The organism is Pseudomonas sp. PDM26 (assembly GCF_019219185.1).
Classification (GTDB): Bacteria; Pseudomonadota; Gammaproteobacteria; order Pseudomonadales; family Pseudomonadaceae; genus Aquipseudomonas.
In genome coordinates, this window is the sequence record NZ_JAHUWC010000007.1 from 320,999 (window position 1) to 332,216 (window position 11,218).

11 protein-coding genes and 1 tRNA gene are annotated in these 11,218 nt (G+C 58.2%); 9 read left to right on the forward strand and 3 right to left on the reverse strand.

Annotation, left to right across the window (positions count from 1 at the left end):
- The first annotated feature begins 5 nt into the window (after positions 1-5).
- Positions 6-965: a MucB/RseB C-terminal domain-containing protein gene (locus KW849_RS16380; RefSeq protein ID WP_218430380.1), complete on the forward strand. Its 960-nt coding sequence runs from the start codon at positions 6-8 to the stop codon at positions 963-965.
- A gap of 178 nt (positions 966-1,143) precedes the next feature.
- Positions 1,144-2,568 carry a DegQ family serine endoprotease gene (locus tag KW849_RS16385; protein WP_108216830.1) on the forward strand — a complete coding sequence of 475 codons (1,425 nt, stop codon included), beginning with the start codon at positions 1,144-1,146 and terminating at the stop codon, positions 2,566-2,568.
- 84 nt (positions 2,569-2,652) lie between these two features.
- Here KW849_RS16385 and KW849_RS16390 read toward each other — a convergent pair whose 3' ends face one another.
- On the reverse strand, positions 2,653-4,086 hold the full coding sequence (locus tag KW849_RS16390; protein ID WP_218430381.1) for a M48 family metalloprotease: 1,434 nt from the start codon (positions 4,084-4,086) through the stop codon (positions 2,653-2,655).
- A 98-nt stretch (positions 4,087-4,184) separates the two neighbouring features.
- On the opposite strand from KW849_RS16390, the gene KW849_RS16395 reads away from it, so the two are divergent.
- Together KW849_RS16395 and KW849_RS16400 are read left to right on the forward strand one after the other, a co-directional pair.
- The gene (locus KW849_RS16395; RefSeq protein WP_108216832.1) at positions 4,185-4,424 is read left to right on the forward strand and encodes a sulfurtransferase TusA family protein; all 240 of its coding nucleotides are present in this window, start codon (positions 4,185-4,187) and stop codon (positions 4,422-4,424) included.
- 31 nt (positions 4,425-4,455) lie between these two features.
- Complete coding sequence (locus KW849_RS16400) at positions 4,456-5,526, forward strand: AI-2E family transporter (protein ID WP_108216833.1); 1,071 nt, start codon at positions 4,456-4,458, stop codon at positions 5,524-5,526.
- A gap of 87 nt (positions 5,527-5,613) precedes the next feature.
- Here the strand turns inward: KW849_RS16400 and KW849_RS16405 are convergent, their stop codons facing one another.
- Both KW849_RS16405 and KW849_RS16410 read right to left on the reverse strand, forming a co-directional pair.
- Positions 5,614-6,087 (reverse strand): peroxiredoxin, encoded by a 474-nt coding sequence (locus tag KW849_RS16405; protein ID WP_218430382.1) that lies wholly within the window; start codon positions 6,085-6,087, stop codon positions 5,614-5,616.
- A 10-nt stretch (positions 6,088-6,097) separates the two neighbouring features.
- On the reverse strand, positions 6,098-6,658 hold the full coding sequence (locus KW849_RS16410) for a glycine cleavage system protein R (protein ID WP_218430383.1): 561 nt from the start codon (positions 6,656-6,658) through the stop codon (positions 6,098-6,100).
- Between the two features lie 328 nt (positions 6,659-6,986).
- On the opposite strand from KW849_RS16410, the gene dapA reads away from it, so the two are divergent.
- The 5 genes from dapA to KW849_RS16435 all read left to right on the forward strand — a co-directional run bounded on the left by dapA (position 6,987) and on the right by KW849_RS16435 (position 10,676).
- The gene (gene dapA / locus KW849_RS16415; RefSeq protein ID WP_108216835.1) at positions 6,987-7,865 is read left to right on the forward strand and encodes a 4-hydroxy-tetrahydrodipicolinate synthase; all 879 of its coding nucleotides are present in this window, start codon (positions 6,987-6,989) and stop codon (positions 7,863-7,865) included.
- Between the two features lie 17 nt (positions 7,866-7,882).
- Entirely contained in the window at positions 7,883-8,998 is a 1,116-nt protein-coding gene (gene bamC / locus KW849_RS16420; RefSeq protein WP_218430384.1) for an outer membrane protein assembly factor BamC, read from the forward strand.
- Between the two features lie 4 nt (positions 8,999-9,002).
- On the forward strand, positions 9,003-9,761 hold the full coding sequence (locus KW849_RS16425) for an MBL fold metallo-hydrolase (RefSeq protein ID WP_218430385.1): 759 nt from the start codon (positions 9,003-9,005) through the stop codon (positions 9,759-9,761).
- Between the two features lie 28 nt (positions 9,762-9,789).
- On the forward strand, positions 9,790-10,503 hold the full coding sequence (gene purC, locus KW849_RS16430; RefSeq protein ID WP_007944067.1) for a phosphoribosylaminoimidazolesuccinocarboxamide synthase: 714 nt from the start codon (positions 9,790-9,792) through the stop codon (positions 10,501-10,503).
- A gap of 83 nt (positions 10,504-10,586) precedes the next feature.
- A tRNA-Ser gene (locus KW849_RS16435) sits at positions 10,587-10,676 on the forward strand.
- Positions 10,677-11,218: the final 542 nt, after the last annotated feature.

The following is an 11,218-nucleotide window of genomic DNA, read 5'->3' on the forward strand; positions in this document are numbered from 1 at the left end:
GGACCATGCGCGCCATACCTCTACTTTCGCTTCTGCTCGGCGGCTGGTTCATCGTTCCAGCCCAAGCCGATGATGCCCAGGACTGGTTGACCCGCCTGGGCCAGGCAGAGCAACAGCAAAGCTTTCAGGGTACTTTCGTCTACGAGCGTAACGGTAGTTTTTCTACCCATAACATCTGGCACCGTGTCCAGGATGGAAAAATCCGTGAGCGATTGATCCAGCTCGACGGCTCCGCTCAGGAAGTCGTTCGCATTGATGGGCAAACCCAATGCGTCAGTGGCACGCTGATAGCAGGGCTTGGGGACTCCCCGAACTCCGCGGCCCGTGCACTCGATCCTCAAAAGCTCAAGAATTGGTATGACCTCGCTGTCATCGGCAAGTCGCGTGTCGCCGGGCGTTCCGCGGTGATCGTATCGCTGACACCCCGCGATCAACACCGCTACGGTTTTGAACTGCATCTGGATAAAGAAACCGGCCTGCCTCTGAAGTCTTTGTTATTGGACGACAAGGGACGGTTGTTGGAGCGCTTCCAGTTTACGCGACTGGATACCGCTGACGTTCCTTCCGAAAAAGACCTGCAGGCCAGTAATGATTGCAAGCCCGTCAATCTCGAAAGTGACAAGGCTTCTGCCGTCAAGTCTGCCCAGGTCTGGCGTTCCGACTGGTTGCCGCCCGGCTTCGAGCTGACCAGCAGCACCGCTCGCAAGGATCCGGAGACCAAAACCCAGGTCAATAGCCTGATGTATGACGATGGTCTGACGCGTTTTTCGGTATTCCTCGAGCCGCTCAATGGCGCAACAGTCACCGATACCCGCACTCAGTTGGGGCCGACCGTTGCGGTTTCCCGGCGCTTGACCACGGCACAGGGTGAGATGATGGTGACCGTCGTCGGTGAAATACCGGTCGGTACCGCTGAGCGTATAGCGCTTTCGATGCGTACCGACGCCGCTGCGACCAAGCAGTGAGCTGAATTCGAAATGTTTCGTGAGCATTTCAATTTGCTAAAATCCCGTAAATTTCATATAGGTCAGAGTCCCTCGGCTCTGGCCTTGTTTGTTGTTCCCGGAACAAAAATACCGGCGTATTGTTCCCGGTGTTCCTTGCTCCATATCGCTTAACCATGCTCGTCGTAACGGGAGCCGTATGTCGATACCACGCTTGAAGTCCTACCTTTCCATTATTGCCACCGTGCTGGTTCTCGGTCAGGCGGTCACCGCCCAAGCGGTCGAATTGCCTGACTTTACGCAACTGGTCGAACAGGCCTCGCCTGCGGTCGTGAACATCAGTACTACGCAAAAACTGCCGGATCGCCAAGTCAGCCAGCAAATGCCCGACCTCGAAGGCTTGCCGCCAATGCTGCGCGAATTCTTCGAGCGAGGCATGCCGCCGCAATCGCGTTCACCTCGCGACCGTCAGCGCGAGGCAACTTCCCTGGGGTCGGGTTTCATCATCTCTACTGATGGCTATATCCTGACCAACAACCACGTGATCGCCGATGCTGACGAAATCCTCGTCCGCCTGGCTGATCGCAGCGAAATGAAAGCCAAGCTGATCGGTACCGATCCACGTTCCGACGTGGCGCTGCTGAAAATCGAAGGCAAGGATCTGCCAGTGCTGAAGCTAGGTAAATCCCAGGACCTGAAGGCTGGCCAATGGGTTGTCGCGATTGGTTCGCCATTCGGCTTTGACCACACGGTGACCCAGGGCATCGTCAGTGCCGTCGGTCGCAGTCTGCCGAACGAAAACTATGTACCGTTCATCCAGACCGACGTACCGATCAACCCGGGTAACTCGGGCGGCCCGCTGTTCAACCTGAACGGTGAGGTGGTCGGGATCAACTCGCAGATCTACACTCGCTCCGGTGGCTTCATGGGTGTGTCGTTTGCGATCCCGATCGACGTGGCCATGGATGTTTCCAATCAGCTGAAATCCGGTGGAAAAGTCAGCCGAGGCTGGCTGGGTGTCGTGATTCAGGAAGTCAGCAAGGACCTGGCCGAGTCGTTCGGTCTGGAGAAGCCTGCGGGTGCGCTGGTTGCCCAGATCCAGGATGATGGCCCGGCTGCCAAAGGTGGCCTGCAAGTCGGCGACGTGATCCTGAGCATGAACGGTCAGCCAATCGTCATGTCGGCCGACCTGCCGCATCTCGTTGGTGCGCTGAAGGCTGGCGCAAAAGCCAATCTGGAAGTGATTCGTGACGGCAAGCGCAAGAAAGTCGAGCTGACCGTCGGTGCAATTCCGGAAGAAGCCAAAGAGCTGGATGCCGAGCCAAAATCCAGCATCGAGCGCAGTAGCAATCGCCTCGGTGTTTCTGTGGTCGAGTTGACTGACGACCAGAAGAAAACCTATGACCTCAAAGGCGGTGTGATGATCAAGGAAGTGCAGGACGGTCCTGCCGCCATGATCGGCTTGCAGCCGGGTGATGTGATCACCCACCTGAACAACCAGGCCATCGGTTCCACCAAGGAGTTCGCAGACATCGCCAAGGCGCTGCCAAAGAACCGTTCGGTGTCGATGCGGGTACTGCGTCAGGGGCGAGCGAGCTTCATCACCTTCAAGCTGGCTGAGTAATCCGGTAGCCCGCTGAATAAAAAACCGCCTCGTAAGGGGCGGTTTTTTTATGTCCGGACTTTTTGTCTCCGGGGGGGGGGGGCGTCAGCCCATCATGTCCTTGATCATGCGCTCTTGTTCCATCAGCTCACGTTGCCGTGCGTCGATCCGCGAAGACAGCGGGAAGTTCGTGCCGGCCTTGCGTTTGGCGAAGTCCAGTTGCTGAATGGCCTGTTTATAGTCCCCGACCAGTGCAAAGTATTCGGCGCGAGCCTGATGCAAGCCGATGATATTGCCCGACAGGCCGCGCGTCTCGGCAACCTGATACCACACGTCCGGATCATCCGGGCGTGATTTGAGCAGGCCTTCGAGGGCTTTCTCCGCATCCGCAGTACGGTTCTGCTTGAGCAGCAGGTCGACTCGAATCTGGTTCAGCGGATAGTTGCCAGCGTATTGGCCCATCAACCGGTCAACCCGGGACTGGGCATCCGCCAGGCGATTGTTGGTGATGTCCAGATCGACCTGAGCCAGGTTGTAGATGATTTCGTTGGGTGACTTGGCCAGCAACTGCTTGAGGTTTTCCCGTGCTTCGTTCAGTTGGCCGCCCTTGATCTGGGCGATCGCCAGGCCGTAGCGTGCCACGTCGTTTTTCGGGTTCTCGTCGAGCTGGGCGCGGAAGCGCTTGGCGCCAAGTCCCGGGGTTTCTTCATAGATCAGTTGGACGCGTGCGCGGATCAGTTGGTAGCGCATGCTGTCTTCGATACCTCCCTTTGGAAACTGTTCGGCGCGGTTGCGGGTGTCGGCGATACGCGATTCGGTGACCGGGTGAGTCAGCAGAAATTCCGGTGGCTTGGCATCGTAGCGGTACTGACGCCCCAGGCGCTCGAACATGCTGGGCATCGAGCGGGGATCGTAACCGGCCTTTTCCAGATTGAGGATGCCGATACGGTCTGCTTCCTGCTCGTTCTGGCGGGAGAATCGCCGCTGTTCCTGGATGGCTGCGGCCTGTGTGCCGGCAATGGCTGCAATCCCGGCGTTACCGCCACCCGCGGCTGCAACCACGATGCCGGCCAACAATGCAGCCATCATCGGTACTTGCATGCGTTGCTGCGCTTCGACGCCCCGGGCAAAGTGGCGTTGCGACAAGTGAGCCAGTTCGTGCGCCAGCACCGAAGCGTATTCGCCTTCGGTCTGGGCGTAGAGGAACAAGCCACCGTTCACCCCGACGATCCCGCCGGGTGCCGCAAAGGCGTTGAGCTGCGGGCTGTTGATCAGGATGAACTCCAGGCGCCGGTCGGTGACCTGGCTGGTCTCCAGCAGTCGGTAGACGCTGGATTCCACGTAATTCTTGAGTTGCGGATCGTTGAGCTGTGAAACCTGACTGCGCAACATGGCCAGCCAGGCGCGGCCGAGCTGGTATTCCTGTTGCGGTGAGACAATGGCAGAACTGGCGTCGCCGAGTGACGGCAGGTCGTCGGCGAAGCCCGGTGAGGCGAGCAGGCAAGCGAGCGTCAGCAGGGTAGGGCGCAAAAATGTCATGCACAAAGCCTTAGTCGACAAAGACCTTACTGTAGCCGGACACCGGCGTTGCGACCAGATATTCTAGGCAACTCAACCGCCTGACCCGGAGTGATGCAATGACCGACGCTGTAGAGCATGACGTTGAACTGGACGCCAGCGGCCTGAATTGCCCGTTGCCGTTGCTCAAGGCCAAGATGGAACTCAACCGGCTGGCCAGTGGTGCGGTACTCAAGGTCATCGCCACCGATGCGGGTTCGCAGCGCGACTTTCGCACCTTTGCCCGATTGGCCGGTCATACCCTGCTTCGTGAAGAAGAAGAGGCGGGTGTTTACCGCTACTGGTTGAAAAAAGCCTGAATTCGGCTGCGTTTGCTCATAAGGATTATTGATGTTCAAAGTGTTACGCGACTGGATTCAGCGCTATTTCTCCGATGAAGAAGCTGTGGTGCTGGCTGTCCTGCTGTTTCTGGCATTCACCGTCGTACTGACCTTGGGCGGTATGCTGGCGCCGGTACTCGCCGGGATGGTGCTGGCGTACCTGATGCAGGGGCTGGTGGTGGCCCTCGAGCGCTTGCGCGTGCCGGGTTGGGCCGCGGTGGGGCTGGTCTTTGCGTTATTCATGGGGCTGTTGCTGGTATTCATCGTGGTTGTCGTGCCGTTGCTGTGGCACCAACTGATCACGTTGTTCAACGAGTTGCCCGGCATGCTTGCCAAGTGGCAGTCGCTGTTGCTGCTGCTACCCGAGCGTTATCCGCACCTGGTATCCGATGAGCAAGTATTGCGGGCCATCGAAGTGGCGCGGGGCGAAATCGGCAAGTTTGGTCAGTGGGCGCTGACGTTCTCGCTGTCGAGCCTGCCACTGCTTGTGAACATCATGATCTACCTGGTGCTGGTGCCGATTCTGGTGTTCTTCTTTCTCAAGGATCGGGCCATGATCGGCCAGTGGGTACGCGGTTACCTGCCCCGTGAGCGGGCGTTGATCACCCGGGTCGCCCATGACATGAACCGGCAGATCGCCAACTACATTCGCGGCAAGGTCATCGAAATCTTCATTTGCGGTGGCGTGACCTACATCGCCTTTGTTGTTCTTGAGCTCAATTACGCGGCGCTGCTGGCACTGCTGGTGGGGATCTCGGTGGTGGTGCCTTATGTCGGTGCCGTGGTGGTGACTGTGCCCGTATTTCTGATTGCGCTGTTCCAGTGGGGCTGGAGCGATCAGTTCATTTACTTGATGGCGGTCTACGGGATCATCCAGACGCTGGATGGCAACGTGCTGGTGCCATTGCTGTTCTCGGAGGCGGTCAACCTGCACCCGGTGGCGATCATATGCGCTGTGCTGCTGTTTGGCGGGTTGTGGGGCTTCTGGGGGGTGTTCTTTGCGATTCCCCTGGCGACGCTGTTCAAGGCGGTGCTGGATGCGTGGCCGCGCAAGGAGCCGGTGGTGGCGCCATTGCTTTAGATTGTAAAAAGATCGCAGCCTGCGGCAGCTCCTACAGAGAAATGCGTAATCCTGTAGGAGCTGCCGCAGGCTGCGATCTTTTAAAGGTCAGGCTTTATTCAGGGCCTGAGCCGCAGCCAATACCGCATCAACATGCCCCGGCACCTTCACGCTGCGCCATTCCTGGCGCAACACGCCTTTGGCGTCGATCAGGAAGGTGCTGCGATCCACCCCCATGTATTCCTTGCCGTAGAGCTTTTTCAGCTTGATCACGTCGAACAGCTGGCAGATGGCTTCGTCCTTGTCGCTGATCAGCTCAAAGGGGAATTCCTGCTTACATTTGAAGTTCTCGTGGGATTTCAGGCTGTCGCGAGACACACCGAACACTTCGGTATTGGCGGCCTTGAACGCTGCGTACTGATCACGAAAGCCTTGCCCTTCGGTCGTGCAACCCGGCGTGCTGTCCTTGGGGTAGAAGTAGATCACCACCTGCTTGCCTTTCAGGCCAGCGAGGCTGACGGTGTGCCCGCTGGTGGCGAGGGCTTCGAAATCGGTTACCGGTTGGTCGATGGCAACGGCCATGAAAGCTTCCTTACATTGGGTTCTGTGGGCGCCAGGGTTCGATCAGGGCATCGAGGTTCAGCGCGTCGGCAAAATCCAGGAACTGATCGCGCAGCCAGCTGATTTGCACGCCGGCCGGCAAGGTCACGGTAAACGTGGCGTTGAGCATGGTGCCGCCGGTCTGCGGAGCCTGGTAGGTGTCGCAGGTCAGGTTTTCCAGCTCGACATTGTGGTCCATGAAGAACTGGCACAGCTCATTGATGATGTCCGAGCGGTAGGCCGAGCTGACATAGGCGACGTACGGCAGGGCCTGGGGACGGTTATCCAGGGCGGCGCTGCGCACCACGTTGACCGTGAACGCATGCCGCTTGGCCAGCACTGGCAGGCTGCCTTCCAGGCGTGCCAGGGCATCCCAGCTGCCGGAGATTTCCAGCACCAGCGCACTGCATTCGCCATGACGGGTCAGGCGAGAAGTGACCACGGCGCAGCGGTTTTCATGGCTGGCGCGGCACAGGACGTTGGTCAGCTCCATGGGGTTGGCGCCGAGGGCACTGATGACAAGGAATTGTTCGCGAACTGTGGGGGTGGACATGCAGCATTCCTAAAGCGATGAGCGGTCGATACGTCAAAGGGCCGATTTACCGGGAACGAGCCTGCGGATGCGAACTCAGAAAGCCCCGAGTGACAGGTTGCGACGTGCTCTGGCAGGGCGGGAGCGAGGCGTGGCAACGCTTGATCAGGGCTTGTGATGCCGAAAATGGAGGCTGAAACCCGACGGACGAGCTTGTCTGTACCGATCAAAGTCTGAAGGGTAGCGAAAACCGGCGCCAAGGGGAATGGCGGCAGCACAGTACTTCGCTTGTGCAAGCATCTTGGCGCCAGTACCATTACGGCTCTCTTTTTCCGGCAGGAGCGGTTTCATGATTGCGGGCAGTATGGTGGCACTGGTCACACCCATGGATGCACAGGGGCGTCTTGACTGGGACAGCCTCAGCAAACTCGTGGACTTCCACCTTGAAAACGGCACCCATGCCATTGTCGCCGTCGGCACCACCGGCGAATCGGCAACCCTCGACGTCAACGAGCACATCGCAGTCATCCGCGCCGTGGTCAAGCAGGTCAACGGTCGCATTCCGGTGATCGCCGGTACCGGCGCCAATTCGACCCGCGAAGCCGTCGAGTTGACCCGCAATGCCAAGGAAGCCGGCGCCGATGCCTGCCTGCTGGTCGTGCCGTACTACAACAAGCCGACCCAGGAAGGCCTGTACCTGCACTTCAAACATATCGCCGAAGCGGTCGATATCCCGCAGATTCTCTACAATGTTCCCGGCCGCACTTCCTGCGACATGCAGGCCGAGACCGTGATCCGCCTGTCCACCGTGCCGAACATCATCGGTATCAAGGAAGCGACCGGCGACCTCAAACGCGCCAAGGCCATCCTTGACGGCGTAAGCAAGGACTTCATCGTCCTTTCCGGCGATGATCCGACCGCGGTCGAGCTGATCCTGATGGGCGGCAAGGGCAATATCTCCGTCACCGCCAACGTTGCGCCGCGTGAAATGGCCGATCTGTGCGAGGCCGCCCTCAAGGGGGATGCCGAGACCGCACGGGCAATCAACGAAAAACTGATGCCGCTGCACAAGGACCTGTTCATCGAAGCCAACCCGATTCCGGTGAAGTGGGCTTTGGTTGAAATGGGCCTGATGCACGAAGGCATTCGCCTGCCGTTGACCTGGCTGAGCACACCTTGTCACGAAACGCTGCGCACGGCCCTGCGCCAGTGCGGCGTCCTGGTTTAATTGAGGAAGTACAACGCATGAAGCGAATGGCCGGACTTTCCGCACTTGCCTTGATTATCTCCAGCACCAGTGGCTGTGGATGGGTCTGGGGCCCGGAAGGTTATTTCCGTGACCGTGGTAGCGATTACCTGCAAGCGCAACAGACTGCGCCGATGCAAATACCGCAGGATATCCATGACGCCAAGCGTCTGGATCCGCTGTTGCCGATCCCGCGCAACGTGGCTGATGACACTGAGAAGGGCGAGTACGTAGTGCCTCGTCCGCAGCCACTGACGGCGGCTGCGGACGCCAGCCCCTACTCCCTGCAGAAGAGCGGCGGCTCCAGCTCCATCCTGGCGCAGAATCCGCCGGCTGAAATCTGGCCAGTGGCCGTTCAGTTCTTCCAGGACAACGGTTTCCGTCTGGATGAGCAGCGTCCGCAAACCGGTGAATTCACCACGACCTGGCAGCACTCCGATGAACTGTCCGCCGCCATGGGCAAACGCCTGAGCGCGGCCGGCGTCAGCACAGACAGCGAAACCCGCGTGCGGGTGCGCATCGAGCCGGGTGTGCAGCGCAACACCAGTGAAGTCTATGTGGTCAGCGCCGAGCGTCCTGCCGGCAGCACCGCTGACGTGGCTTTCACCAACCGTTCGGTCAACACTGGCCTGGACGCGGCACTGGTCGACGACATGCTTGCGAGCATGAGCCGTATCTCGGAGAAGGGCGGTTCGGTTTCCATGTTGGCTTCACGTGATTTCGACGCGCCCAGCCGTGTCAGTCTGAGCGAAGACGGCAGCGGCAACCCTGTGCTCAACGTCGGTACCGACCTGGATCGTGCCTGGTCGAGCGTCGGTCGTGCGTTGGAACAAGGTGAATGGCGTGTTGAAGACATCAACCGCAGCCTGGGTCTGTACTACATCAACCTGGCCGAAAAAGCCGAGAAGAAAGACGACAAGCCAGGCTTCCTCAGCAGCCTGTTCGGCAGCGCGCCGAGCAAGGAAGAGCTGGATGCCCGCGCCGAGCGTTATCAGGTTCGCCTGAGCAAGGTTGGCGAGAGCGTCCAGGTCACCGTCGAGAAAAACATCAACACCGTGGCGCCGCCAGAGGTAGCGCGTAAAGTGTTGAGCAAGATTCAGGACAACCTGGGCTGATCCTATGCGTTTTGCCGTTCTCGGCAGCGGCAGTCAAGGGAATGGCACGCTGATAGCCAGCGCTGATACGTACGTGTTGGTGGATTGTGGTTTTTCCCTGCGGGAAACCGAAAAACGCCTGCTGCGCCTGGGTGTGAACCCTGCGCAGCTGAGCGCGATACTCGTGACCCACGAACATGCCGACCACGTGCATGGCGTGGGTTTGCTGTCTCGGCGCTACAATCTGCCTGTCTACCTCAGTCGCGGGACCTTGCGCGGGATGCGCAAACCGATTGAACCCGCAGGCTTTCTGGCTGGCGGCGAGCAACTGCAAATCGGCGACTTGAGCATCGGTGTCATTGCCGTGGCCCACGATGCACAGGAGCCGACACAGTATGTCTTCAGTGATGGTGAGCGGCGCTTCGGCCTGTTAACCGACCTGGGCTCGTATTGCGACAAGGTGCTGGACGGCTATCGGGACCTCGATGCGTTGATGATCGAGTCCAATCACTGCCGTGACATGCTGGCTCGCGGTCATTACCCGTACTTTCTCAAGCAACGGGTGGGCGGTGAACTGGGACATTTGAATAACCACCAGGCGGCATTCCTGGTGGCCGAGTTGGGCTGGAAAGACCTGCAACACCTGGTCCTGGCCCATCTGAGCAGCAAGAACAACCTGCCGCGGCTGGCCCGGCAATGTTTTGTCGACACCCTCGGGTGCGACCCGGACTGGCTGCAACTGGCCGATCAAGATTCAGGGCTCGACTGGCGCCACATCGCCTAGCCCATCTACTTAGCAAGCGGAGCCCATCATGGAAAAACGTGAAGAACTCTACCGCGGCAAAGCCAAGTCGGTTTACAAGACCGACGACGCTAACCGTTTGATCCTGCTGTTTCGCAACGACACCTCGGCTTTCGATGGCAAGCGTATCGAACAGCTCGACCGCAAAGGCATGGTGAACAACAAGTTCAACGCCTTCATCATGCAGAAGCTCGAAGCTGCTGGCGTGCCGACCCAATTCGACAAGCTGCTGGGCGACAACGAATGCCTGGTGAAGAAGCTCGACATGATCCCGGTCGAGTGCGTCGTGCGTAACTACGCCGCCGGCAGCCTGGTCAAGCGTCTGGGTGTCGAAGAGGGCATGAAGCTCAACCCTTACACCTTCGAACTGTTCCTGAAGGACGACGCCAAGGGCGACCCGTTCATCAACGAATCCCACGTCGTGGCCTTTGGTTGGGGCACCGCCGAGCAACTGGTTCGCATGAAAGAACTGTCGCTTAAGGTCAACGAAGTCCTGAGCAAACTGTTCGACGACGCCGGCCTGCTGCTGGTCGACTTCAAGCTGGAATTCGGCGTGTTCCACGATGGCTCCATCGTGCTGGGCGACGAATTCAGCCCAGACGGCTGCCGTCTGTGGGACAAGGCCACCGGCAAGAAAATGGACAAGGACCGCTTCCGTCAGGGCCTCGGTGACGTTATCGAAGCCTACGAAGAAGTCGCCAATCGTCTTGGCGTACCGCTTTAACCGACGCAAGCATCTGATAGCACAGAAATATTTCGCTTAGGGGGTTCGCTTCCTGCGAAAGTGTTGTTATGATGCGCGCCGTTGGAGAGATGCCAGAGTGGCCGAATGGGACGGATTCGAAATCCGTTGTACCTTCACCGGTACCTAGGGTTCGAATCCCTATCTCTCCGCCATTATTGAACAAGACTAAGCCCCTGAAATGGTTAAACATTTCAGGGGCTTTTTCGTTTCTGTCATATTGATTCGGGCATTTCGACGCGGTACCCGCCATGCCCTTAGGGTTCCTGGGTATCCATTTGCCGAAGTGCTTTCTCACCTTGTTGTATCTATATGTCCGGATGGCGTGGATTTGGATCTCTGCTGCCCCGATGCTTTATATGGATGCTGGGGGTTTTCATGGTGGCAGCCAGGGTGCTTTGGTAGGGGAAAGAATTTTCAGATTGGGGTTGACCACGTATTTTAATGCTGTACTATTCGCCTCCCGCTAACGAGCAGTTTGATGTTGTTCTTGGCTTAAGTAGTTGATTTTGTTGAAAAATCAGAAACTTTTAAGGTTGCAAATTGAAAAGATGCGCTGTAAGATGCGCACCTCGGTTGAGACGAAAGATCTTAACCAACCGCTCTTTAACAACTGAATCAAGCAATTCGTGTGGGTGCTTGTGGAGTCAGACTGCTAGTCAACAGATTATCAGCATCACAAGTTACTCCGCGAGAA

Bases quoted from the DNA above. Each gene is read 5' to 3' on its own strand.
- KW849_RS16395 (WP_108216832.1), top strand. From the start codon at position 4,185: ATGACCGACGCTGTAGAGCATGACGTTGAACTGGACGCCAGCGGCCTG.
- KW849_RS16405 (WP_218430382.1), bottom strand. From the start codon at position 6,087: ATGGCCGTTGCCATCGACCAACCGGTAACCGATTTCGAAGCCCTCGCC.
- KW849_RS16385 (WP_108216830.1), top strand. From the start codon at position 1,144: ATGTCGATACCACGCTTGAAGTCCTACCTTTCCATTATTGCCACCGTG.
- dapA (WP_108216835.1), top strand. From the start codon at position 6,987: ATGATTGCGGGCAGTATGGTGGCACTGGTCACACCCATGGATGCACAG.
- KW849_RS16400 (WP_108216833.1), top strand. From the start codon at position 4,456: ATGTTCAAAGTGTTACGCGACTGGATTCAGCGCTATTTCTCCGATGAA.
- purC (WP_007944067.1), top strand. From the start codon at position 9,790: ATGGAAAAACGTGAAGAACTCTACCGCGGCAAAGCCAAGTCGGTTTAC.
- bamC (WP_218430384.1), top strand. From the start codon at position 7,883: ATGAAGCGAATGGCCGGACTTTCCGCACTTGCCTTGATTATCTCCAGC.
- KW849_RS16390 (WP_218430381.1), bottom strand. From the start codon at position 4,086: ATGACATTTTTGCGCCCTACCCTGCTGACGCTCGCTTGCCTGCTCGCC.
- KW849_RS16425 (WP_218430385.1), top strand. From the start codon at position 9,003: ATGCGTTTTGCCGTTCTCGGCAGCGGCAGTCAAGGGAATGGCACGCTG.
- KW849_RS16410 (WP_218430383.1), bottom strand. From the start codon at position 6,658: ATGTCCACCCCCACAGTTCGCGAACAATTCCTTGTCATCAGTGCCCTC.
- KW849_RS16380 (WP_218430380.1), top strand. From the start codon at position 6: ATGCGCGCCATACCTCTACTTTCGCTTCTGCTCGGCGGCTGGTTCATC.